The following is a 22,328-nucleotide window of genomic DNA, read 5'->3' as shown; positions in this document are numbered from 1 at the left end:
ACCCCGCCCCTCCCCGAACCGGGCTCCACCCGGAACCCGCACCACACTCGCCCTCTGCGCCCTGGTCGCCGCGGAACCCCCGTCCCGCTGTACGGATCCGCCGCTCCGCCGCGTGAGGGCGTCCCCGCGGACCCGGCCCTCGCTCCGCGCGCTGTCACGGGCTCCTCCCCCTACGCCTGGCGCCCCGCGGAAGGTCCCCCGGGGCGGGCTGGATCTCGCTCCGAGAAACCAGCCCGCCAGCCGGGGCATTTCAAGCCCCGCCGGCGATCGACCGCGGGGGCCCGGGCGTGGCTGGACATCGCTTGGCGAGTCAGCCTCCGTGGCGGAAGCCTTGCAAGCCTCGCCGGCTTGAGGCGTGGGCGTCCGGGCGGGCTGGACATCCACCCACGAAACCAGCCCCCAGCAGGGGCATTTCAAGCCCCGCCGGCGATTGAGGCGCGGGGGTGCGGGGGCAGAGCCCCCGAAACGCCGCGCGAAGCGGGGCCTGACCCGGTTACGGCAAGGGGCGGGGTGGGGAGAGCCAGCCGGAGGCGACGGGACCGCGGCGTCAGGACGGGCGGCGCGAGAGGAGCCACGGCTCCACCACGCCGAGACCTCGCACCGGCCGCTGCCACATCGGCTGGAGCGCGAAGCGGTACGTGGGGACCTCGCGCCCCTCCTTCTCCGCCTTGACCGCTTCCTCCGCCGCCTCCGCCTCCGAGGCCGGCGCGTCCCCCGTCCTGATCACTTCCTCCGCGAACGCCCCGTCGACCAGTACGGCGTCCTTCGGAGCTATCGACGTCAGCCGGCTCGCCAGGTTCACCGTCGTGCCGAAGACGTCGCCCATGCGTGTGGTGACCGTGCCGAAGGCGATGCCGACCCGCAGCGCCGGCATCGACTCGTCGTCCGTCATCGTCTCGATGAGCCGCAGGGCGATCTCGGCGGCCGTGCCGGCGTCGTCCGCGGCGTACAGCACCTCGTCGCCGAGGGTCTTGATGAGCCGGCCGCTGTGGGCGGCGACCAGGTCCGCGCACGTGGTCTCGAAGGATTCGACGAGCTCGCCGAGCTCCTCCTCCTCCAGGCGGCGGGTCAGCCGCGTGAAACCGACCAGGTCGGCGAAGCCGACGGCGAGACGGCGGTCGACCATCTCCTCGTCGTCCGCGGCCTGCACGACACGGCCGGTCGCCGCCGCCAGCTGCCGTCGCCACACGTAGACGAGGAATTCCTCGAGTTCGGGCAGCAGCAGCTCGACCAGCGGATAGGTCACTTCGGTGCGGGTCATGCCGGGCTCGGGCGGCTCGGTGAGCCCTTCGAGGAAGGAGTCGATCTGCCAGTCGGCCAGCCGCGCGGTGGTCTGCCCGGTGGAGCGGGCGACCTGGACCGCCATCGGTTCGCTGAGCAGGCCGGCCTCGACCAGGCCGGCGAGCCGGCGCAGGGCCAGCACGTCCGCCTCGGTAAGGGCCTTGGCCTGTCCGATGTCGGCGAAGCCCATGGCCCGCCAGAAGCGGGCGGCGAGCTCCATGGAGACGCCGGCGGTGCGGGCCGCCTGGAAGGCGGTGTAGCGGCGCTCGGCGCCGAGGATCAGCTGTTCCAGCCGTATGGCCAGCGGGTCGTCCGACGGCTCCGCCGTGTGGTCGACCTCGTGGTGGGGCTTCGGGTGCACCGACCCGGAGGACCCGGACCCGGATCCCGAGGACCCCGATGACGAGGCGGACGCGCCGGAAGAGCCGTCCGACGGCGGCTGCGCGCCCGCGCCGGAAGTGGTGTCGTCGACGGTCACCAGCCGCCTCCTGCCCGTTCCCTGCGCAATGCCCTGCCGATCTGTCGCGCGATCGCCTCAACGATACGGCAGGTGTGCCCCAGCTCACGTCCCGGCGGCCGAGGAGGTTCGTCCACGGCCGCCGGGGACGGTGCGGTGGCCGTCAGCGCGCCGGCCGCAGGTGCACGATGTCGCCCGCGCTCACCGAGTGCCGTTCGCCGTCCGCGGTGGCGAGGACCAGCCTGCCGTCGCCGTCCAGGGCGACGGCCTCGCCGGTCAGGGCCGTGCCGCCGGGCAGCTCGGCCCGCACGTCGCGGCCGAGGGTGGCGCAGCCGGCCGCGTACGCCTCCTGGAGCCCGCAGGCTGCCGGGTCGCCGCCGGCGGTGCGCCAGGCGGTGTACCACTTCTCGAGGGAGCGCAGGACGGCCCGCAGCAGAGGGTCACGGTCGGTGGACACGGCGTCGGCGAGGGCCAGGGAACCCGAGGTGGGGACGGGCAGCTCGTCGGCGTGGAGGGAGACGTTGATGCCGAGTCCGAGCACCACGCCGTCGTCCCCGGCGCGCTCCGCGAGGATGCCGCCGGCCTTGCGTTCGTCGCCGTCGACGACGACCAGCAGGTCATTGGGCCATTTGAGGGACATGTCCGTGCCCGCGGCCCGCGCGAGCGCGGTCGCGGCCGCGACACCGGCGAGCAGCGGCAGCCAGCCCCAGCGCGTCACGGGCACGTCGGGGCCGGGCCGCAGGAGTACGGAGAAGAAGAGGCCGGAACGGGCAGGAGCACTCCAGGTGCGGTCCAGCCGGCCCCGTCCCGCGGTCTGCTCCTCCGCCACGAGCACCGCCCCCTCCGGCAGGGAGACGGCCCGTGCGGCCAGGTCGGAGTTGGTGGAGCCGGTGGACGCCACCACGTCCAGCGAGGTCCACAGGCCGCCGGGCACGATGACGGCGCGGCGCAGGACGGAGGCGTTCAGAGGGGGCCGCTCGAGGTCGGACCAGCGGCTCTCGGGCGCATTCGGAGGCGTCATGCAAGCCAGGTTAGGTGTGGCCAACGCCGCACTGCTGAACGGTATCCGCGCCGATACGCTACGAGTCAGTAGCAACCGATCGTTAACACGTCCCGGTAACCCAGTCCCCGTAAGCCGTCCCCGTGACCAGCCAGGGAGCCGCATCCCGATGTCCGAGCCGGAAAACGCCCTCTCCCAGAATCCGAGCAGCCACACCACCGCGGGAAAGATCGCGGATCTTCAGCGCCGTATCGAAGAGGCGACGCATGCCGGCTCCGCCCGTGCGGTGGAAAAGCAGCACGCGAAGGGCAAGTTGACGGCCCGGGAGCGGATCGATCTGCTGCTGGACGAGAACTCCTTCGTGGAGCTCGACGAGTTCGCCCGCCACCGCTCGACCAATTTCGGGCTGGAGAAGACACGGCCGTACGGGGACGGTGTCGTCACCGGCTACGGCACGGTCGACGGCCGCCCGGTCGCGGTCTTCTCGCAGGACTTCACCGTCTTCGGCGGCGCTCTCGGCGAGGTGTTCGGACAGAAGATCATCAAGGTGATGGACTTCGCGCTGAAGACCGGCTGCCCGGTCATCGGCATCAACGACTCGGGCGGCGCCCGTATCCAGGAAGGCGTCAGCGCGTTGGGCATGTACGGCGAGATCTTCCGCCGCAACACCCACGCCTCCGGCGTCATCCCGCAGATCTCGCTGGTCGTCGGCCCCTGCGCGGGCGGCGCGGTCTACTCGCCGGCCATCACCGACTTCACGGTGATGGTCGACCAGACCTCGCACATGTTCATCACCGGCCCCGACGTCATCAAGACCGTCACCGGCGAGGACGTCGGCTTCGAGGAACTGGGCGGCGCCCGCACCCACAACACCACCTCCGGTGTCGCGCACCACATGTCGGGCGACGAGAAGGACGCGATCGAGTACGTCAAGTCCCTGCTGTCGTACCTGCCGTCCAACAACCTCTCCGAGCCGCCGTCCTTCCCCGAGGAGGCGGACACCGCGGTCAGCGAAGAGGACCGCGAGCTGGACACGCTGATCCCGGACTCGGCGAACCAGCCGTACGACATCCGCACCGTCATCGAGCACGTCCTGGACGAGGGCGAGTTCCTCGAGACCCAGTCGATGTTCGCCCCGAACATCGTCACCGGTTTCGGCCGGGTCGAGGGCTTCCCGGTCGGCATCGTCGCCAACCAGCCGATGCAGTTCGCCGGCTGCCTGGACATCAACGCCTCCGAGAAGGCCGCACGCTTCGTGCGCACCTGCGACGCGTTCAACGTCCCCGTGCTGACCTTCGTCGACGTCCCCGGCTTCCTGCCGGGCGTGGACCAGGAGTACGGCGGCATCATCCGCCGCGGCGCCAAGCTGATCTACGCCTACGCCGAGGCCACCGTCCCGCTCATCACCGTCATCACCCGCAAGGCGTTCGGCGGCGCCTACGACGTCATGGGCTCCAAGCACCTGGGCGCCGACCTCAACCTGGCCTGGCCCACCGCCCAGATCGCCGTCATGGGCGCCCAGGGCGCGGTGAACATCCTGCACCGCCGCACCATCGCCGCCGTCGAGGGCGCCGAGGAGCAGGAAGCGACGAGGGCACGGCTCATCCAGGAGTACGAGGACGCGCTGCTCAACCCGTACACGGCGGCCGAACGCGGCTACATCGACGCCGTGATCATGCCCTCGGAGACCCGGGCACAGATCGTCAAGGGCCTGCGCCAGCTCCGCACCAAGCGGGAAAGTCTGCCCCCCAAGAAGCACGGGAACATCCCCCTGTAGGGGCTCCGGGACACGAGGAAGGGACGCGACGATGATCAGGGTCGTACGAGGAAACCCGACTCCCGAGGAGCTGGCCGCCGCACTGGCGGTGGTCCAGGCCCGCGCCGCGGCGAGCGCCGGCGCCGCGGCCGGGGAACCGCGGATGCCGGAGGGATGGTCGGATCCGGCGCGCATCGCCCGCAGCAGCCGGCCGCTGCCCGGCCCGCGGGCGTGGGCACGCAGCTACTGGCCGGTGTGACGGCGCGGTGAGCGGAGGCCGGGCCCTGCACGGGGCCCGGCCTCCGCGCCGTTCAGAGCGCCTCGGCCAGCAGTTCGGCCATGACCTGGTAGCCCTTGTCGCCGGGGTGGAGGCGGTCGCCGAAGTCGTAGGCGGGGTGCAGACGGCCGGGGTCGGCGGGGTCGGCGAGAGCGCGGTCGAAGTCGACGACGGCGTCGTACTCGCCGCCCGTGCGGATCCACCGGTTGATCTCCGGGCCGACGCGCGCGGAGTGCGCGCCCCAGTGGTCGGACCCGGCCAGCGGCAGGAGTGTCGCGCCGACGATCCGTACACCCGCGGCGCGGGCCTGCCGGATCAGCTCCCGGTGGCCCGCGACGACTTCCGCCGGGCTGACGACGGGGGCGGGTTTGTACGTCGGCTCACCAGGGGCCTCGCTGAAGCCGATGTCGTTGAGCCCCTCGAGGACGACGACGGTGGAGACGCCGGGCTGCGCGAGGGCGTCGCGACGGAACCGCGCGGTTCCCCTCTCCCCGTACCAGGCCGAATCGTTGAGCAGGAGATTGCCGCCGATGCCGGCGTTGAGGACGGGCCGGCCGGTGAGTTCGGCGAGCGCGTCGGACCAGCGGCGGTTCGCTCCGGGCGTCGAGCCGAAGCCGTCCGTGACGGAGTCGCCGAACAGGACGATCCCGTCCGCGCGTCCGGCGGCGACCTCCACACCGGCGAGGTGGTACCAGGACGCGGTGACGTCGGTGAACGCCGCTCCCGACAGCTCGGCGCGCCGGTCGCCGCCGGCCCGGTAGGAGTCCGCCCAGGCCTGGGAGTGGAACGTCACGGGGCCGGTGGTGCCGGCGAAGTACAGCGTGACCGTCACGGACCCGAGCCGCTCGACGGGCAGGCCGGCCGGATCGCTGCGCAGTTCGGCCCGCGCGGGGATCACGGCGGACCGCGCTCCGCCGAAGGTGAGCTCCCGGACGGCCCCCTCCTCGATCGCGGCGCCGCCGGCGGAGCGGGCGACGGTGGCCCCGGTGAGGTGCAGCGGGGACGTGCCGTAGGCGTTGGAGAGACGGACGCGCAGGCGCTCGCCGCCCGCGGTGACGCGCACGACCTGGCGGACGGTCTGGTGCGAGAAGCCTTCCTGGGACCAGTTCGGGGTGAAGCCGGTGCTGGGCATCTGGGGAGAGGCGGCCCAGGCCGCGGTCCATTCGCTCATGACGTACCCCTCTTCCCGCCACTAATGGGCGGAGAGTTCCATTAGGATGGAGGCACGCTAACAGAGTTCACGTCACTAATGGAACAGGAGACCCGTTTGGAAGCCACTCCGGGTACGGTCCGCCCCGGCGGCCGTACCGCGAAAGTCCGCGCGGCCGTTCTGGCCGCCACCCAGGAAGCGCTGGTCGACGGCGGGTTCCACGCCCTGACCCCGGACCGGGTCGCGGCAGTCGCGGGCGTCGGCAAGACCACCGTCTACCGGCGCTGGCGGTCACCGGCCGGCCTGGTCGCGGACCTGCTGCGCGACATGGCCGAGCAGTCCCTGCCCGCCGCGGACACCGGATCGCTGGAAGGTGACCTGCGCGCCAACGCCGCGCTCGTGCGCGACACGCTCACCGATCCGCGCATGGGCCCCGTCTTCGCCGCCGTCGTCGCGGCGGCCGCGTGCGACGAGGAATGCGCGGACGCCCTCCACGGCTTCTACGCGACCCGGCTCGCGGAATGGGCGCCGGCGGTCGAACGGGGCCTCGGCCGCGGCGAGATCCCGGCCGGCACCGACCCGCTGGAGGTCCTGCGGGCCGTTTCCGCGCCCCTGTACTACCGCTTCGCCGTCAGCCACGAGCCCCTGACGGCCGACACCGCCGAGCGAGCGGCGTCGGCGGCGCTGGCGGCCGCGCGGGCGGGTGCCTTCGTGGTTTGAGTACGCATACTCAGGCGCCGGGCCGCCTGCACCAGCACCATCGAAGGCATGCTGTGGTCCGACCCTGAGAACGAACCGCCCAAGGAACTGCGCGACATGCAGACGATGCTGCGTCGCGCGGGGCTGGTGCTGGCGCTGGCGATGGTGGTGGCGATGTTCGCGGCGGGCCTGCGGTGAGCGGGCGGCGCGCGAGCCGCCCGCGGCGGGCTTGTCCCCCACCCCGCCTCTTCCCGAGACCGGGCTCCGCCCGGACCCGCCACCGCGCTGCGCGGTGTTTCGGGGGCTCTGCCCCCGGGCCCCCGCGCCTCAAACGCCGGCGGGGCTTGAGTTCAGGCAACTCAAGCCCGCCTGGGGGCACCTCCCACGGCCGCCGGGCGTAGGGGGAGATCGAGGGCGCCGCGCGGAGCGCGGTACGGGTTCCGGGGCTTGCCCCGGTTCGGGAGGAGCGGGGTGAGGAACAGCCCCGCGCAGCCCTCACGCCCCGGCGAGCCCGGCCTCTCCGCGCACCCCGCCCGGCGCCCACACCCCGCCGCCTACCATGTCCCCCATGACCACCCCGTCACCCCACCGCCCCCGTCTCGTCCTCGCCTCCGCCTCCCCCGCGCGGCTGAATCTGCTGCGGCAGGCCGGTCTCGCGCCGGACGTGATCGTCAGCGGCGTCGACGAGGACGCACTCACCGCACCGACCCCCGCCGAGCTCGCGCTCGTGCTGGCGGAGGCGAAGGCCGCGGCCGTCGCCGCCCGGCCGGAGGCGGCCGGGGCGTTGCTGATCGGGTGCGATTCCGTCCTGGAGCTCGACGGCGAGGCGCTCGGCAAGCCCGCCGACGCCGAGGAGGCGACCGCCCGCTGGAAGGCGATGCGCGGCAGGGCGGGCGTCCTGCAGACGGGGCACTGCGTGATCGACACGGTGACCGGCCGCCGGGCTTCCGCGACCGCGTCGACGACCGTGCGGTTCGGCGAGCCGACGGACGCCGAGATCGCCGCGTACGTCGCGAGCGGCGAACCGCTGTACGTCGCGGGGGCGTTCACGCTGGACGGCCGCTCGGCCCCGTTCATCGACGGCATCGACGGCGACCCGGGCAACGTCATCGGGCTGTCGCTGCCGCTGCTCCGCCGGCTCCTGGCGGAGCTGGGCGTCTCGATCACGGACCTCTGGGCCGCCTGAGCGGACGGAGGGTCAGGCGGGCGCCGGACCGCCGACGGGTCCCACCGGGCCGTCACCGTCGGCCGGGCCGCCCGACGCGGGAGGCGCGGGAGACGCCGCCGGGGGCTGCTCCTTGCCGTACACGATCAGGGACGCGACGAGCAGGCCCAGCACCACCATCAGGAACGCGAAGGCGTTCCATCCGACCAGGCCGACCGCCACCGCTCCGAGCACCCCGTGCACGACGGCGAGGGTGATGAGGGCGATGCGGGCGAAACGGCCCGGTGCCCGGTCGCGTATGCCCGCAATGAGGAGCAGCACGCCGCACAGGGCCAGGAAGAGACCGGACCCTATGCCCAGTCCCCACGTCGCGGTCACCATCACGTCCGGGTCCATGCCGTCCAGGGACATCCGCTGAGCCCCGACGAACGTGGCCATGACTCCGTTGAGCACCACGATGCCGACGGCCTCGATCAGCAGGACAAGCGCAGCCACCACGGCCACCGGTCTGCGCACCACGGCGCCCCCAACCCTCTGTGTACCGGAAGTACGTACGACAGCCGCGAGGCTACTGACCGGTAAACGCGGGGACAAGGGTTCCGGCACGCTCGGTCCCGGGGCAAAGAATCGTTGGGCCATTCGTAGGGACTCCACAAAGAAACGTGTCGGGCCGCTGGCCCCGCAGACAGAGACCTTGACCACACCAGAGGGCTACTGTGCGGGGGAGGAACCCGTCGTACCGTGGTGCGACAAGGGATTTCGCGATCGAGCGAGCCTCGAATCACGCTCCGTGTGGGCAAGCTCACCATTGGGGACGGGTCGAAAGGCCGTGTCGGCAGTCCCTAAACTCAGCTTGTTTCAAGGAGGGAGCCATCGTGCGCAAGGTGCTCATCGCCAACCGTGGCGAAATCGCTGTCCGCGTTGCCCGTGCCTGCCGGGACGCCGGGATCGCAAGCGTAGCCGTCTACGCCGATCCGGACCGGGACGCATTGCATGTCCGCGCGGCCGACGAAGCGTTCGCCCTGGGCGGTGACACCCCGGCCGCCAGTTACCTGGACATGGCCAAGGTGCTCCAGGCCGCGGCCGATTCGGGGGCGGACGCCATCCACCCCGGATACGGCTTCCTGTCCGAGAACGCGGACTTCGCCCAAGCGGTCATCGACGCCGGCCTGACCTGGATCGGCCCGCCCCCGCAGGCCATCCGCGACCTCGGTGACAAGGTCGCCGCCCGTCACATCGCCCAGCGCGCCGGCGCGCCGCTGGTCGCCGGCACCCCCGACCCGGTCTCCGGCGCCGACGAGGTCGTCGCCTTCGCCAAGGAACACGGGCTGCCGATCGCCATCAAGGCCGCCTTCGGCGGCGGCGGCCGCGGCCTGAAGGTCGCCCGCACCCTCGAAGAGGTCCCGGAGCTGTACGACTCCGCCGTCCGCGAGGCGGTCGCCGCCTTCGGCCGGGGCGAGTGCTTCGTCGAGCGCTACCTCGACAAGCCCCGCCACGTGGAGACCCAGTGCCTGGCCGACTCCCACGGCAACGTGGTCGTCGTCTCCACCCGCGACTGCTCGCTCCAGCGCCGCCACCAGAAGCTGGTGGAAGAAGCCCCGGCGCCGTTCCTGTCCCAGGCCCAGAACGCGGAGCTGTACCGCGCCTCGAAGGCCATCCTCAAGGAAGCCGGCTACGTCGGCGCCGGCACCGTCGAGTTCCTCGTCGGCACCGACGGCACCATCTCCTTCCTCGAGGTCAACACCCGCCTCCAGGTCGAGCACCCGGTCACCGAAGAGGTCACCGGCATCGACCTGGTCCGCGAGATGTTCCGTATCGCCGACGGCGAGGAACTCGGCTACGACGACCCCGCGGTGCGCGGCCACTCCTTCGAGTTCCGCATCAACGGCGAGGACCCCGGCCGGGGCTTCCTGCCCGCGCCCGGCACCGTCACCACGTTCAACCCGCCCACCGGCCCCGGTGTCCGCCTCGACGCCGGTGTCGAGTCCGGCTCCGTCATCGGCCCGGCGTGGGACTCGCTCCTCGCCAAGCTGATCGTCACCGGCGCCACCCGCGAGCAGGCCCTTCAGCGCGCCGCGCGTGCGCTGGCCGAGTTCGAGGTCGAAGGCATGGCCACCGCCATTCCCTTCCACCGCGCGGCCGTCGCCGACCCGGCGTTCACGGCGGACCCCTTCCGTGTCCACACCCGCTGGATCGAGACCGAGTTCGTCAACGACATCAAGCCGTTCGCCCCGGCCGGCGCCGACACGGACGAGGACGAGGCGGGCCGCGAGACCATCGTGGTCGAGGTCGGCGGCAAGCGCCTCGAGGTGTCGCTGCCGTCCTCGCTCGGCATGAGCCTCGCGCGCACCGGCCTCGCCGCCGGCGCCAAGCCCAAGCGCAGGGCCGCGAAGAAGTCGTCCTCGGCCGCCTCCGGTGACACCCTCGCCTCCCCGATGCAGGGCACCATCGTCAAGGTCGCCGTCGAGGAGGGCCAGGAGGTCAAGGAGGGCGACCTCGTCGTCGTCCTGGAGGCCATGAAGATGGAGCAGCCGCTCAACGCACACCGCTCCGGCACCATCAAGGGCCTCGCCGCCGAGGTCGGCGCCTCCCTCACCTCCGGCGCCACCATCTGCGAGATCAAGGACTGACACGTCCCACCGTCCGCTGAAGGGCCCCCGGCATCCATGCCGGGGGCCCTTCGTGCCGGGTGCGTCCTATGCTGCTCGTGCCACGCGATGTCGATCGACCGGGGGACGCGTATGGAGATCCGGCTGAAGGTTGTGGACGCCAACCTCGCCGTGGAGCACGCCCGTTCACTGCACCACTGGCTCCGTGGACAGGCCGGCGGCGGGTGGGAGACCGCGCTGGAGTACGGCACGGACACCGTGGCCGTACTGCTCCCGGACGAAGGGGCGGCGGCGCACCTCGCCTGGTCGGTCGTGGAGTGGCGCGGCCGGCGCACCGGCACGCCGGTGGTCGTGGCGGGGACCGCCGGCGGCGCGCCCGTACCGGGGGAGCTCGTCCGGATCCTGGCCGAGGACCTGCCACCGCACGAGGGCGGCACCGTCACGGTGCTCGAACCCGAGGACGACCGGGTGCCCGGAGCCGTCCACGACGACGTGCGGCTCGCCGGCCGCGACATCGGCTTCGGCGGCCCGCCCGGTCCGGTCCTCGACCCGGACGACGACTGGGACCGGGACTGACACCTTGGGGGACATCGCCAAGGGCGTACTCGGGGGCGGCTGGTCGCTCGTCGTCGGCTGGGTGCTGCCCGCCGCGCTCAATCTCGCCGTGTTCCTCTTCGCCGTGGCGCCGAGCCTGCGCGGCACGGCCCTGATGGAGCGGATCCGGCCGGAGTCGTCGGCCAACACGGCCCTGCTGCTCCTGGTGGCCTCGGTCATGTTCGGGCTGCTCCTCAACTCCCTCCAGGCGCCGCTGTACCGGCTGCTGGAGGGCTACCTGCTGTGGCCCCGCCGGGCGTACGACAGGGGCTGCCGGATCCAGCGTGCCCGCAGGCAGCGGATCGCCGACCGAATCGCCGGGGCGGGCACCCGGGCCCCGATCCAGGCCGCCCTGCTCCAGGAACGCCTCGCCCGCTATCCCGCAGCCGACGAACAGATCGCCCCGACCCGGCTCGGCAACGCCATCCGCCGTTTCGAGGAGTACGGGTACGACCGCTACCGGCTCGACACGCAGGTGCTCTGGAACGAGCTGACCGGAACCGCCCCGAAGGAGCTCGGCCGCCAGGTCGACACGGCGCGCAGCAGCGCCGACTTCTTCGTGGCACTGCTGTACGGGCACGTCGTCATCGCCGCCGCGGCGCTCGCCTCGCTCCCCTTCGAAGGGGCCGACGTGCCCCTGCTGGCCGTCACGGCCACGGTGCTGACCGTGCTGATCCCGGCCTGGTACCGCGCGGCGGTGACCGCCACGGACGAGTGGGCCGCCGCGGTACGCGCCCTCGTCAACGCGGGCCGCAAGCCGCTGGCGGACGCGCTCGGGCTCGTACTGCCGCAGGAGCTCGGCAAGGAACGCGAGATGTGGCTGCTCGTGACGCGGATGTCCCGGCGGCCCTACCGTCCCGCCGCGGACACCGCCCTCGCCCCCTACCGGGCCGCGCCCGCCCAGCCGGGCTGCTGCTGCACTCCCCCGCCGACCGCACCCTGACGTCCGGCATCCTTGAGGTGTGACGGACACCAGGCCCAAACGCGCCGACGCGCGCCGCAACTACGACCGGCTGCTGACCGAGGCGCGGGCCGCGTTCGCCGAGCGCGGCACAGACGCCTCGCTCGAGGAGATCGCCCGCAGCGCCGGCGTCGGCATCGGCACGCTGTACCGCCACTTCCCGAACCGTCACGCCATGATGAACGCGGTCTTCCAGGAGGCCGTCGCCGCCCTGCTGGAGCGCTCACGCGAACTGGCGGGCGCGGAGCAGCCGTGCACGGCGCTGGTGGAGTGGCTGCGCGCCCTCATCACCCACGCGGGTGAGTACCGCGGCCTCGCCCGTGCGCTTCTGGCCGCGTCCCACGACAGGACCTCGGCCCTGTCGGCGTGCAGCGTCCCCCTGCGCGACGCGGGCGAGCGCCTGCTCTCCCGGGCACAGCAGGCGGGGTCGGTCCGTACGGACGTCTCGATCGGCGACCTGATGCAGCTGACGAACGCGATCGCGCTCGCGGCGGAACAGGACCCGGCCGATCCGGAGTTGGCGGACCGCCTCCTGACCCTGACCCTGCGGGGCCTGCGGCCGGACCAGGGACCGGCTCGGTGAAATTACTGTGGGGTCAAGGGTGTTGATCGCGTCATGACTCAACGACCGGCACCTCGCCCACTGTCCGACGAAGCCCTCTCGCAGCTGCTCGGCCGACAGCAGTTCGGCACGCTCGCCACGGTGAAGCGCAGCGGCCGTCCCCACCTGACCACCATGCTGTACAGCTGGGATCCCGAGGCCCGCGTCGCGCGGTTCTCCACGACGGCCGACCGGGTCAAGGTCGGCCACCTGCGGCGCAGCCCGCATGCCGCGCTGCACGTGCAGGGCGGTGACGTTTGGTCGTTCGCCGTCGCCGAGGGCGAGGCCGAGGTCTCCGGGATCACGACGGTCCCCGGTGACGCGGTCGGACGGGAACTGCTCGGGATGATCCCGGAGGCCGCGCAGCCCGAGGACGAAGACGCGTTCCTGGAGCAGCTGGTCGCAGAGCGGCGGGTGGTCATCCGTTTGAAGGTCGACCGGCTGTACGGAACAGCACTCGACATCGAGGGCTAGGGGTTCCGGGGAGCGACGCCCAGGAGGGCGAGTGTGGCGGTACGCAGCCATGTTGCCGCCCGCACGCACAGCCGCCGCGTTCGCCGCTCTCGGGATGCTGATCCTTCTCTCCATGCGATTCTCCGCGTATGAACGACGAGCACTGGCGGACGTGGACACGCCTCTTCCTGTCCCTTCTCGCGGCTGACCAACAAGACCAGCTCACTTGGCTGGGCGAGCGCGAGCTGACGACGGACCTGGTCGTCGACGACATCGAGTTCGCCTGCCTCATAGGGAAGGGACTCACGGACCGCGGAGCCTTCGAGCCCGAGAACCTGCGCGATCTTCAGGCCGTCGGCCGCCGCGTCGCCGAGATCGACGCCGACGGTCGGACCGTCCAGTGGGCCGACGCCCTGGCGACGGATCCCGCCTGGGACGAGGTCCGGACTCTCGCCCGCCGCTTCCTCGTCACACTGCTGGGCGACTGGCGCCGGCCACTCCCCCGCCCTCTGTCGGAACGGGAACAGCCGGCGGCGGGCACAACGCCGGCCCACCGACCGGAAGGGGCCCCACGGGCGTGAGGGGGGCGGGGTCGTAGGAGGGGGGTGTCCGGAAGTAAAGCGTCGCAACTCGCGCGAAGCGCGGTGAGGACAGCCATTCCGGGCACCCCTCTCCGGAGGCCCCGTCGCCCGGCACCCACCACCGGCGCAGCCCCGCCCCGCAAGGGGCACCGCACCCACACCGGGCCACTCCCACGGGAGCAACACGCCGCCGCACCGGGCGCACCCCAGGAACGCGAGGCCCCGCAGGGGCGCAACGCACCCGCACCGGGCGCACCCCAGGGGCCACGGCCCCGCCAGGGGCGCAACGCACCCGCACCCGGCCGGGGACGGCGCACCCTCAGCCCACCGCATCGGGGCCCGAGAGAGCCCAGACCCCCGGGAGACCGCGTCAGCGACGACGGAGGTCCGCCACGCGGGCGGACCGTTCCGGCAGGGCGTCCGGCCCCAGCCCGCCCGCCGCGTTGCGCAGGCCCGCCCGGGTGCGGCGCTGGCCGGGCAGCGGCACCTCAGGGCGCGGCGCGGGCGCCGCCCCCGCTCCGGCGACCGCGATCTGCACACCCTGGTCCGCGAGCGCCTGAAGCTCCGTCGCCGCCCGGTCGTCGTGCGCCGGCGGCTCGTCCGTCACCAGGCGGGTGATCACATCCGTCGGCACGGTCTGGAACATCGTGTCCGTACCGAGCTTGGTGTGGTCGGCCAGGACCACGACCTCCGCCGCGGCCTGGACGAGTGCGCGATCGACGCTCGCGGAGAGCATGTTGGACGTGGACAGGCCCCGCTCCGCGGTCAGCCCGCTCCCGGACAGGAACGCGCGGGAGACCCGCAGCCCTTGGAGGGACTGCTCCGCGCCGCTCCCGACCAGCGCGTAGTTGGAGCCGCGCAACGTGCCGCCGGTCATGACGACTTCGACCCGGTTGGCATGGGCGAGCGCCTGGGCGACCAGGAGCGAGTTGGTGACCACGGTCAGTCCGGGGACGCGTGCGAGCCGGCGGGCCAGCTCCTGCGTCGTGGTACCGGCGCCGACGACGATGGCCTCACCCTCTTCGACGAGGGCGGCCGCGAGGTCGGCGATGGCCGTCTTCTCCGCGGTGGCGGACAGGGATTTCTGCGGGAAGCCGGACTCGCGGGTGAATCCGCCCGGCAGTACCGCACCGCCGTGCCGGCGGTCGAGGAGTCCTTCTGCCTCCAGTGCCCGCACGTCACGCCGTACGGTCACTTCGGAGGTCTGGACGACGCGGGCGAGCTCACGGAGCGACACGGCACCGTTGGCACGCACCATTTCGAGGATCAACTGACGACGTTCTGCAGCGAACACGAAACTGACAGTAACCCCACCGCCCGTCAGTTTTCAGCTCTATGCGCCGGATACCGGAAATTGCGCACTTAAGAGGCCGCCAAGTGGTATAGACGGCCCTCAAGTTGATCGTGCGACGAGTGAAGTGCCCGGGGTTCGCCGGGTTTCTTCCGTGCGCGGCCGGGGTCAGCCCTCGCCCGACGTCTTCCGGGTGTGCAACTGGCGTGCCACCTCAGCGATCGACCCGGACAGGGACGGGTACACGGTGAAAGCGTTTGCGATCTGTTCGACCGTCAGGTTGTTGTCGACCGCGATCGAGATGGGGTGGATCAGTTCCGAGGCACGCGGCGAGACGACCACGCCGCCGACCACGATCCCGGTCCCCGGACGGCAGAAGATCTTGACGAAGCCGTCCCTGATGCCCTGCATCTTGGCGCGGGGGTTGCGCAGCAGGGGCAGCTTGACCACGCGGGCGTCGATCTTGCCGGCGTCGACGTCGGCCTGGCTGTAGCCGACGGTGGCGATCTCGGGGTCGGTGAAGACGTTGGAGGAGACGGTCTTCAGGTTCAGCGGGGCGACCGCGTCGCCGAGGAAGTGGTACATCGCGATCCGGCCCTGCATGGCGGCGACGGACGCGAGGGCGAAGATGCCGGTGACGTCACCGGCCGCGTACACGCCGGGCGCCGACGTACGGGACACCTTGTCGGTCCAGATGTGACCGGAGTCCTTGAGCCGGACACCGGCCTCCTCGAGGCCCATGCCCGCCGTGTTGGGGATCGCGCCGACGGCCATCAGGCAGTGCGTGCCGCTGATGACGCGGCCGTCGGAGAGGGTGACCTCGACCCGGTCGCCGACGCGCTTGGCGGACTCGGCGCGGGAGCGGGCCATGACGTTCATGCCGCGGCGGCGGAAGACGTCCTCGAGGACCGCGGCGGCGTCCGGGTCCTCGCCGGGCAGCACGCGGTCACGGGAGGAGACGAGGGTGACGCGCGAGCCGAGCGCCTGGTACGCGCCGGCGAACTCGGCGCCGGTGACACCGGAACCGACGACGATGAGCTCCTCGGGGAGCTCGTCCAGGTCGTACACCTGCGTCCAGTTGAGGATGCGCTCGCCGTCGGGCCTGGCGTCGGGGATCTCGCGCGGGTGACCGCCGGTGGCGATCAGCACGGCGTCCGCCGTGAGCGTCTCCTCCGTGCCGTCGGCCGCGCGCACGACGACCTTCCGGGAGCCGTCCATCGCCTGCTGCCCGTCGAGCCGGCCGCGGCCGCGCATGACGCGCGCGCCGGCCCGCGTGACGGAGGCCGTGATGTCGTGGGACTGGGCGAGCGCGAGGCGCTTGACACGCCGGTTGACCTTGCCGAGGTCCACACCGACGACGCGGGCGGCCTGCTCGATGTGCGGGGTGTCGTCGGCCACGATGATGCCGAGCTCCTCGTAGGAGGAGTCGAAGGTCGTCATGACTTCGGCGGTGGCGATCAGGGTCTTCGACGGTACGCAGTCGGTCAGCACCGACGCCCCGCCCAGACCGTCGCAGTCGACGACGGTCACCTCCGCGCCGAGCTGAGCGCCGACCAGGGCCGCCTCATATCCGCCGGGTCCGCCACCGATGATCACGATCCGGGTCACGAAAAAGTCCGCCTCGCATTGTCGTTCCCGGCCCGCCTGCCCGCTCTGCCGGGGTCCGGGGGTGCCCCCGGTGGAATGCAGTACGTACTTCATTGTCCCGCATCGTTCAGGCGTTCTCCCCCCGGGGCCTCCATACGGCCACAACCACCACGGCCCTCCTGCTCGACCGCCGGACGGGCCCCGCCGTACCCCGTGGCGGGGGCGGCCGCTCGTTCGCCTCCCGTACCCTCGACCCCATGTCGCTCTACGCCGCGTACGCCGGCAACCTCGACGCGCGGCTGATGACCCGCCGCGCACCGCACTCACCGCTGCGCGGCACCGGCTGGCTCAATGGCTGGCGGTTGACCTTCGGCGGCGAGCAGATGGGCTGGGAGGGGGCGCTGGCCACGATCGTGGAGGCCCCGCGCTCGCAGGTCTTCGTCGCGCTGTACGACATCGCGCCCATGGACGAGGACTCCATGGACCGCTGGGAGGGTGTCGGTCTCGACATATACCGGCGCATGCGGGTCCGCGTGGACACCCTGGACGGCGAGGAGCCGGCCTGGGTGTACGTCCTGAACGGCTACGAGGGCGGCCTCCCGTCCGCCCGGTACCTGGGCGAACTCGCGGACGCGGCGGAGTCGGCGGGCGCGCCGCACGACTATGTGATGGAACTCCGCAAGCGCCCCTGCTGACGGCAGCCCGCCCCGCCCCGCCTGCCGGGTCGGGGCCGGACGCCGGCGCGCGTCCCCGCATGGTTCGTCGGAAACGACAAGACAACGATCCGAAGACCGTCGGCTGCGTCATCTACGCGCGTAGGAATTTGCGGGTTACCCTCATCCGCGTGAACGCATCTGTGAATCCGGACCTCGTCGGCGCTCTCGCCGACCCCCACGCCGCGGCCGACGCCGCCGCCGCCCGCCTGCGCGAGCTGACCGGCACCGAGACCCACGACGTCGCACTGGTGATGGGTTCCGGCTGGGCTCCGGCCGTCGACGCGCTCGGCACCCCCGAGGCCGAGTTCCCCGTCACGGAACTGCCCGGCTTCCCGCCCCCGGCGGTCGAAGGCCACGGCGGCAAGATCCGCTCGTACCGCATCGGCCAGAAGCGCGCGCTGGTCTTCCTCGGCCGTACGCACTTCTACGAGGGCCGCGGCGTCTCCGCCGTCGCCCACGGTGTGCGCACCGCGGTCGCGGCCGGCTGCAAGACCGTGGTGCTGACCAACGGCTGCGGCGGTCTGCGCGACGGCATGCGTCCGGGACAGCCGGTGCTGATCAGCGACCACATCAACCTGACGGCGGCGTCGCCGATCATCGGCGCGAACTTCGTCGACCTGACCGACCTCTACTCCCCGCGGCTGCGGGCGCTGTGCAAGGAGGTGGACGCGACGCTCGAGGAGGGCGTGTACGTCCAGTTCCCCGGCCCCCACTACGAGACCCCGGCCGAGATCAACATGGTCCGCGTGCTCGGCGGCGACCTGGTGGGCATGTCCACCGTCCTCGAGGCCATCGCGGCCCGCGAGGCCGGCGCGGAGGTGCTGGGCATCTCGCTGGTCACGAACCTGGCGGCGGGGCTCTCGGGCGAGCCGCTGAACCACGAGGAAGTGCTGCAGGCGGGACGGGATTCCGCGGCGCGGATGGGCGAGCTGCTGACGCGGGTGCTGGAACGCATCTGAGGCGGCGGGGGGCGTGGCCGCTGCGCGGGCGTGTTCCCCTCCCCGCCCCTTCCCGAAACCGGGGCACGCCCCGGGCGCCGCACGGCCTGCGGCCGCGGAAGGCGCCGCCCTCGGCGGGCCCGAACTGCCGCAGCACGGCACTCCGCCCCGCCGACAGACGCGCCTCGCGTGCACGCAGCCTCGGGAGTGGCGCATCCGCCGAAGATCGATGCGCGTGCACCCGGTGGCAGCGCCCCGGACCGACTCCGCCTGGCGGAACGGGACCCGGGCGGAGCCGGCGTACCGGGTTCGGGCGGAGCCCGGTACGGGCAGCACGGCCCGGGCCACGGCCCCGATACCACCCGAAGGACGGTCCGGAGCCCGGGCAAAGCCGGCGTACCCGATCCGGGAAGCCTGATCCAGGCAGCACCGGTCCCGGTACATGGGGCCCACGGCCGGACACCACCCGAAGGGCGGTCCGGAGTCCGGGCAGAGCGGCGTACCGGTTCGGGCGGAGCCCGGTCCGGGAAGCGGGCCCCCACGGCCGCCAGGCCGTAGGGGGAGGGGAACGACGCCCGCCGCGGGCGTTGCGACTCGCGGGCCCCGGCCCGCCCCGCGCAGACTCGACACAGCGAAGACGAGAGGCGGACAACCGTGCAGCAGGAGCAGGACCTGATCGCCCGGGCCGAGGCGTGGCTCGCGGAGGACCCGGACGCGGAGACGCGGGACGAGCTCGCGCGGCTCATCGAGGCGCGTGATCTCGGCGAGCTGGCGGACCGGTTCGGCGGGACGCTCCAGTTCGGCACCGCCGGGCTCCGTGGTGAGCTCGGGGCCGGACCGATGCGGATGAACCGGGCCGTCGTGATCCGGGCGGCGGCCGGACTCGCGGCCTATCTGAAGGCCAAGGGGCAGACGGACGGCCCGGTCGTCGTCGGCTACGACGCCCGCTACAAGTCCGCCGACTTCGCGCGGGACACCGCCGCCGTGATGGTCGCCGCGGGCCTGCGCGCAGCGGTGCTGCCGCGCCCGCTTCCCACGCCCGTGCTGGCCTTCGCCATAAGGCACCTGGGCGCCGTCGCCGGCGTCGAGGTGACCGCGAGCCACAATCCTCCCCGGGACAACGGCTACAAGGTCTACCTGGGCGACGGTTCGCAGATCGTGCCGCCGGCCGACGCGGAGATCGCCGCCGAGATCGACGCGATCCGCGGCCTCGCCGACGTCCCCCGCGCGGAAGAGGGCTGGGAGACGCTCGGTGACGAGGTGCTCGAGGCGTATCTGGCGCGTACGGACGCCGTCCTGACGGCCGGCTCCCCCCGTACCGCCCGGGTCGTCTACACGGCCATGCACGGCGTCGGCAAGGACGTGGTGACGGCCGCCTTCGCGCGCGCCGGTTTCCCGGCACCGGTCCTGGTGGCGGAGCAGGCGGAGCCCGATCCCGCGTTCCCGACGGTCGCGTTCCCGAACCCGGAGGAGCCGGGGGCGATGGATCTCGCCTTCGAGACGGCTCGCCGTGCCGGGCCCGACGTGGTCATCGCCAACGACCCGGACGCGGACCGCTGCGCCGTCGCCGTCCCCGACGAGGCGGCGGACGGTGGCTGGCGGATGCTGCGCGGCGACGAGGTCGGCGCCCTGCTCGCGGAGCACCTCGTCCACAAGGGCGCCACCGGCGTCTTCGCCGAGTCGATCGTGTCGTCGTCGCTGCTGGGCCGGATCGCGGCCGCCGCCGGGCTCGGCTACGAGGAGACGCTGACCGGGTTCAAGTGGATCGCCCGCGTCGAGGGTCTTCGTTACGGCTACGAGGAGGCGCTCGGCTACTGCGTCGACCCGGAGGGCGTACGTGACAAGGACGGCATCACGGCGGCGCTGCTCGTGGCCGAGCTGGTCTCGGAACTGAAGGAGCAGGGCCGTACGCTCGGCGACCTGCTGGACGACCTCGCCGTCGAGCACGGTCTGCACGCCACCGACCAGCTGTCGGTGCGGGTGAAGGACCTGGGCATCATCGCGAACGCCATGAGGGCGCTGCGCGAGCAGCCGCCGACCGCCCTGGCGGGCCTGCGGGTCACGACGGCGGAGGATCTGGCCGTCGGGACGGACAGGCTCCCGCCGACGGACGGTCTGCGCTACTACCTCGACGGCGAGTTCAAGGCCCGGGTCATCGTCCGCCCGAGCGGTACGGAGCCCAAGCTGAAGTGCTACCTGGAGGTGGTCGTCCCGGTCGCCGACGCGAGCGCGCTGGCCGGATCCAGGGCGCGTGCATCGCAGGTGCTCGACGGCATCAAGCGGGACCTGTCCGCCGCCGCCGGTATCTGACATCCGCCCACGGAACGGCGCCCGCCGCGGTCCGGTCGGACCGCGGCGGGCGCCGTTCGGTGAGGTCCACGCGACCCTCACGGCCGCACGTCGGGAATCGCGCCGCAGCGGACGGGGACGGTGGGTCCTCGCGCCCCGCTCGCGCGGCGGTCTTGTGACCGGCGGGTGTCAGCCGGTCGCGAGGAGGACCGCGAGGAGGACGGCGCCCGCGGCCGCCGGCGCCAGCAGTTCGTACGCCCAGCGGATCCGGGGCTCGCCCTGGGCCTCCGCCGCGGAGGACCGCCGTTCCGCCAGTTCCCGCAGGTCGGCGATGGTCTGGTCGGCGGGGGCGACCCGGGACTTCGCGTCGCGCACGTCGGCGTGCACGGACGTCGTACCGTGCGGGTCGTCGTAGGCGGCCTGCGCTTGCCGCCGGGCCGCGGACTTGCGCTTGCGCAGCGAGACCGGAATGGCCCAGAGCTGGTACTTCGCGCCGCCCTGCGTGAAGATCTCGCTGGAGTACGAGGCCCGCACGTCGGCCACGCTGCCCCACGGCAGCACGATCGTCCGGAACGGGTTCCTGATCCGGATGCGGTCCTCGCCGGCGAAGACGGCCGGGCGGAAGGTGAAGGCGACGACGACCGGCACCGCGAGCAGCCCGCCGGCGAGGGCGAGCCACGGCGTGCGGCCCTCACCGCGGACGACGGCGTCGACGACGATCCAGGCGATGAGCCCGAGCAGTACGGCACCACCCGCCATTCCGGCGGCCGATCGGAAGACCCGGTCGCTGTCGGTGGAGGGCTCGGGCTGCTGGGGGCTCGTCATGGTTCCGATTCTGCCGCACGCCGCTTCCGGCTCCTCGGCACGGGGTGGCCATGCGGGGGCCGCGGCTTCTGCCCTGTTTCGGGCAGAGTTTCTCCGCACCCCCTGTACAGGTCGCTACGCGCGTAGATATGCTCATCTGGTGACCATGCCCACCACCGCACCCGCATTCGCCGACGTGACCGCGTCCGACAGCACTCTGCGCCGCTTCCTGCACGGGCTGCCCGGCGTCGACGCCGTCGGCCTCGAAGGTCGCGCGGCGTCCCTCGGCACGCGTTCCATCAAGACCACGGCCAAGGCGTACGCCATCGATCTGGCCATCTCCATGATCGACCTGACGACGCTCGAAGGCGCGGACACCCCGGGCAAGGTCCGGGCGCTCGCCGCCAAGGCCGTCAACCCCGACCCGACCGACCGCACCACGCCGACGACCGCCGCGGTCTGCGTCTACCCCGACATGGTGGCGACCGCCAAGGAGGCCCTGAAGGGCTCCGAGGTCAAGGTCGCCTCGGTGGCGACCGCCTTCCCGGCCGGCCGTGCCGCCCTCCCCGTGAAGATCGCGGACGTCCATGACGCGGTCGCCGCCGGGGCGGACGAGATCGACATGGTGATCGACCGCGGCGCCTTCCTCGCCGGCGACTACATGAAGGTGTACGAGGAGATCCGCGCCGTGAAGGAGGCCTCCGGCAGCGCCCGGCTCAAGGTCATCTTCGAGACCGGCGAGCTCTCCACGTACGACAACATCCGCCGTGCATCCTGGCTCGGCATGATCGCCGGCGCCGACTTCATCAAGACGTCGACCGGCAAGGTCGCGGTGAACGCCACCCCCGCGAACACCCTGCTGATGCTTCAGGCCGTCCGCGACTTCAGGGAGCAGACTGGGGTACAGGTGGGCGTGAAGCCCGCCGGCGGTATCCGTACGGCCAAGGACGCGATCAAGTTCCTCGTCCTGGTCAACGAGACCGCGGGCGAGGACTGGCTGGACAGTCACTGGTTCCGCTTCGGCGCGTCGAGCCTGCTCAACGACCTGCTGATGCAGCGGCAGAAGCTGGCGACCGGCCGCTACTCCGGCCCCGACTACGTGACGGTGGACTGATCAAC

The 22,328-nt window shown here is 72.4% G+C and carries 22 protein-coding genes; 15 read left to right on the top strand and 7 right to left on the bottom strand.

Annotated elements, in window-relative coordinates:
• Window positions 1–547: 547 nt before the first annotated feature.
• A complete protein-coding gene (locus ACTMTU_RS14415; RefSeq protein ID WP_053556990.1) occupies window positions 548–1,759 on the bottom strand; it encodes an adenylate/guanylate cyclase domain-containing protein in 1,212 nt (403 codons plus the stop codon).
• A gap of 142 nt (window positions 1,760–1,901) precedes the next feature.
• The gene (locus ACTMTU_RS14410; RefSeq protein ID WP_441263871.1) at window positions 1,902–2,759 is read right to left on the bottom strand and encodes a biotin--[acetyl-CoA-carboxylase] ligase; all 858 of its coding nucleotides are present in this window, start codon (window positions 2,757–2,759) and stop codon (window positions 1,902–1,904) included.
• 148 nt (window positions 2,760–2,907) lie between these two features.
• Between ACTMTU_RS14410 and ACTMTU_RS14405 the strand changes: the two genes are divergently transcribed.
• Complete coding sequence (locus ACTMTU_RS14405) at window positions 2,908–4,515, top strand: acyl-CoA carboxylase subunit beta (protein WP_307707969.1); 1,608 nt, start codon at window positions 2,908–2,910, stop codon at window positions 4,513–4,515.
• Window positions 4,516–4,546: 31 nt separating this feature from the next.
• Window positions 4,547–4,753 carry an acyl-CoA carboxylase epsilon subunit gene (locus ACTMTU_RS14400; protein ID WP_189466524.1) on the top strand — a complete coding sequence of 69 codons (207 nt, stop codon included), beginning with the start codon at window positions 4,547–4,549 and terminating at the stop codon, window positions 4,751–4,753.
• 52 nt (window positions 4,754–4,805) lie between these two features.
• On the opposite strand, the gene ACTMTU_RS14395 is transcribed toward ACTMTU_RS14400, so the two are convergent.
• Window positions 4,806–5,942, bottom strand: coding sequence for an SGNH/GDSL hydrolase family protein (locus ACTMTU_RS14395; RefSeq protein ID WP_441263870.1), 1,137 nt, complete (start codon window positions 5,940–5,942; stop codon window positions 4,806–4,808).
• A gap of 78 nt (window positions 5,943–6,020) precedes the next feature.
• Between ACTMTU_RS14395 and ACTMTU_RS14390 the strand changes: the two genes are divergently transcribed.
• The 3 genes from ACTMTU_RS14390 (at window position 6,021) to ACTMTU_RS14380 (ending at window position 7,806) form a co-directional block, all read left to right on the top strand.
• Window positions 6,021–6,641 (top strand): TetR/AcrR family transcriptional regulator, encoded by a 621-nt coding sequence (locus ACTMTU_RS14390; RefSeq protein ID WP_441263869.1) that lies wholly within the window; start codon window positions 6,021–6,023, stop codon window positions 6,639–6,641.
• A 48-nt stretch (window positions 6,642–6,689) separates the two neighbouring features.
• Window positions 6,690–6,818, top strand: coding sequence for a morphogenic membrane protein MmpB (gene mmpB / locus ACTMTU_RS14385; protein ID WP_259372230.1), 129 nt, complete (start codon window positions 6,690–6,692; stop codon window positions 6,816–6,818).
• 370 nt (window positions 6,819–7,188) lie between these two features.
• Window positions 7,189–7,806, top strand: a complete 618-nt coding sequence (locus ACTMTU_RS14380) for a Maf family protein (RefSeq protein ID WP_441263868.1) — start codon at window positions 7,189–7,191, stop codon at window positions 7,804–7,806.
• A 12-nt stretch (window positions 7,807–7,818) separates the two neighbouring features.
• Here the strand turns inward: ACTMTU_RS14380 and ACTMTU_RS14375 are convergent, their stop codons facing one another.
• The gene (locus ACTMTU_RS14375; RefSeq protein ID WP_441263867.1) at window positions 7,819–8,280 is read right to left on the bottom strand and encodes a hypothetical protein; all 462 of its coding nucleotides are present in this window, start codon (window positions 8,278–8,280) and stop codon (window positions 7,819–7,821) included.
• Between the two features lie 380 nt (window positions 8,281–8,660).
• Here ACTMTU_RS14375 and ACTMTU_RS14370 point away from each other — a divergent pair, with 380 nt between their 5' ends.
• The 6 genes from ACTMTU_RS14370 to ACTMTU_RS14345 all read left to right on the top strand — a co-directional run bounded on the left by ACTMTU_RS14370 (window position 8,661) and on the right by ACTMTU_RS14345 (window position 13,584).
• Window positions 8,661–10,415: an acetyl/propionyl/methylcrotonyl-CoA carboxylase subunit alpha gene (locus ACTMTU_RS14370; RefSeq protein WP_441263866.1), complete on the top strand. Its 1,755-nt coding sequence runs from the start codon at window positions 8,661–8,663 to the stop codon at window positions 10,413–10,415.
• A gap of 87 nt (window positions 10,416–10,502) precedes the next feature.
• Window positions 10,503–10,970, top strand: a complete 468-nt coding sequence (locus ACTMTU_RS14365; RefSeq protein WP_441263865.1) for a hypothetical protein — start codon at window positions 10,503–10,505, stop codon at window positions 10,968–10,970.
• 4 nt (window positions 10,971–10,974) lie between these two features.
• Entirely contained in the window at window positions 10,975–11,931 is a 957-nt protein-coding gene (locus ACTMTU_RS14360) for a hypothetical protein (RefSeq protein WP_441263864.1), read from the top strand.
• 19 nt (window positions 11,932–11,950) lie between these two features.
• Window positions 11,951–12,532 carry a TetR/AcrR family transcriptional regulator gene (locus ACTMTU_RS14355; RefSeq protein ID WP_441263863.1) on the top strand — a complete coding sequence of 194 codons (582 nt, stop codon included), beginning with the start codon at window positions 11,951–11,953 and terminating at the stop codon, window positions 12,530–12,532.
• A 33-nt stretch (window positions 12,533–12,565) separates the two neighbouring features.
• Window positions 12,566–13,024: a TIGR03618 family F420-dependent PPOX class oxidoreductase gene (locus ACTMTU_RS14350; protein WP_441263862.1), complete on the top strand. Its 459-nt coding sequence runs from the start codon at window positions 12,566–12,568 to the stop codon at window positions 13,022–13,024.
• Window positions 13,025–13,152: 128 nt separating this feature from the next.
• The gene (locus ACTMTU_RS14345) at window positions 13,153–13,584 is read left to right on the top strand and encodes a hypothetical protein (RefSeq protein ID WP_441263861.1); all 432 of its coding nucleotides are present in this window, start codon (window positions 13,153–13,155) and stop codon (window positions 13,582–13,584) included.
• Window positions 13,585–13,954: 370 nt separating this feature from the next.
• On the opposite strand, the gene ACTMTU_RS14340 is transcribed toward ACTMTU_RS14345, so the two are convergent.
• Together ACTMTU_RS14340 and ACTMTU_RS14335 are read right to left on the bottom strand one after the other, a co-directional pair.
• The gene (locus tag ACTMTU_RS14340) at window positions 13,955–14,878 is read right to left on the bottom strand and encodes a DeoR/GlpR family DNA-binding transcription regulator (RefSeq protein ID WP_441263860.1); all 924 of its coding nucleotides are present in this window, start codon (window positions 14,876–14,878) and stop codon (window positions 13,955–13,957) included.
• Window positions 14,879–15,043: 165 nt separating this feature from the next.
• On the bottom strand, window positions 15,044–16,483 hold the full coding sequence (locus ACTMTU_RS14335) for an NAD(P)H-quinone dehydrogenase (protein ID WP_441263859.1): 1,440 nt from the start codon (window positions 16,481–16,483) through the stop codon (window positions 15,044–15,046).
• A gap of 236 nt (window positions 16,484–16,719) precedes the next feature.
• On the opposite strand from ACTMTU_RS14335, the gene ACTMTU_RS14330 reads away from it, so the two are divergent.
• From ACTMTU_RS14330 to ACTMTU_RS14320, 3 genes are all read left to right on the top strand, one after another.
• On the top strand, window positions 16,720–17,157 hold the full coding sequence (locus tag ACTMTU_RS14330) for a gamma-glutamylcyclotransferase (protein ID WP_005312922.1): 438 nt from the start codon (window positions 16,720–16,722) through the stop codon (window positions 17,155–17,157).
• 149 nt (window positions 17,158–17,306) lie between these two features.
• Window positions 17,307–18,137 carry a purine-nucleoside phosphorylase gene (locus ACTMTU_RS14325; RefSeq protein ID WP_189466543.1) on the top strand — a complete coding sequence of 277 codons (831 nt, stop codon included), beginning with the start codon at window positions 17,307–17,309 and terminating at the stop codon, window positions 18,135–18,137.
• 633 nt (window positions 18,138–18,770) lie between these two features.
• Window positions 18,771–20,426 carry a phospho-sugar mutase gene (locus ACTMTU_RS14320; protein ID WP_441263858.1) on the top strand — a complete coding sequence of 552 codons (1,656 nt, stop codon included), beginning with the start codon at window positions 18,771–18,773 and terminating at the stop codon, window positions 20,424–20,426.
• 168 nt (window positions 20,427–20,594) lie between these two features.
• On the opposite strand, the gene ACTMTU_RS14315 is transcribed toward ACTMTU_RS14320, so the two are convergent.
• Window positions 20,595–21,230, bottom strand: a complete 636-nt coding sequence (locus tag ACTMTU_RS14315) for a PH domain-containing protein (protein ID WP_441263857.1) — start codon at window positions 21,228–21,230, stop codon at window positions 20,595–20,597.
• Window positions 21,231–21,369: 139 nt separating this feature from the next.
• On the opposite strand from ACTMTU_RS14315, the gene deoC reads away from it, so the two are divergent.
• Window positions 21,370–22,323, top strand: a complete 954-nt coding sequence (deoC, locus tag ACTMTU_RS14310; protein ID WP_441263856.1) for a deoxyribose-phosphate aldolase — start codon at window positions 21,370–21,372, stop codon at window positions 22,321–22,323.
• Window positions 22,324–22,328 lie beyond the last annotated feature (5 nt).

The sequence above is a fragment of the Streptomyces sp. OZ13 genome (assembly GCF_052068155.1).
GTDB lineage: Bacteria > Actinomycetota > Actinomycetes > Streptomycetales > Streptomycetaceae > Streptomyces.
Note: the sequence above shows the minus strand (reverse complement) of the source record. Positions and strands in the feature narration are given on the sequence as shown.

Coding starts and splice junctions, on each gene's coding strand:
- ACTMTU_RS14380 (WP_441263868.1), top strand. CDS start 7,189: ATGACCACCCCGTCACCCCACCGCCCCCGTCTCGTCCTCGCCTCCGCC.
- ACTMTU_RS14330 (WP_005312922.1), top strand. CDS start 16,720: ATGTCGCTCTACGCCGCGTACGCCGGCAACCTCGACGCGCGGCTGATG.
- ACTMTU_RS14390 (WP_441263869.1), top strand. CDS start 6,021: ATGGAACAGGAGACCCGTTTGGAAGCCACTCCGGGTACGGTCCGCCCC.
- ACTMTU_RS14410 (WP_441263871.1), bottom strand. CDS start 2,759: ATGACGCCTCCGAATGCGCCCGAGAGCCGCTGGTCCGACCTCGAGCGG.
- mmpB (WP_259372230.1), top strand. CDS start 6,690: ATGCTGTGGTCCGACCCTGAGAACGAACCGCCCAAGGAACTGCGCGAC.
- ACTMTU_RS14400 (WP_189466524.1), top strand. CDS start 4,547: ATGATCAGGGTCGTACGAGGAAACCCGACTCCCGAGGAGCTGGCCGCC.
- ACTMTU_RS14345 (WP_441263861.1), top strand. CDS start 13,153: ATGAACGACGAGCACTGGCGGACGTGGACACGCCTCTTCCTGTCCCTT.
- ACTMTU_RS14350 (WP_441263862.1), top strand. CDS start 12,566: ATGACTCAACGACCGGCACCTCGCCCACTGTCCGACGAAGCCCTCTCG.
- ACTMTU_RS14365 (WP_441263865.1), top strand. CDS start 10,503: ATGTCGATCGACCGGGGGACGCGTATGGAGATCCGGCTGAAGGTTGTG.
- ACTMTU_RS14405 (WP_307707969.1), top strand. CDS start 2,908: ATGTCCGAGCCGGAAAACGCCCTCTCCCAGAATCCGAGCAGCCACACC.
- ACTMTU_RS14315 (WP_441263857.1), bottom strand. CDS start 21,230: ATGACGAGCCCCCAGCAGCCCGAGCCCTCCACCGACAGCGACCGGGTC.
- ACTMTU_RS14395 (WP_441263870.1), bottom strand. CDS start 5,942: ATGAGCGAATGGACCGCGGCCTGGGCCGCCTCTCCCCAGATGCCCAGC.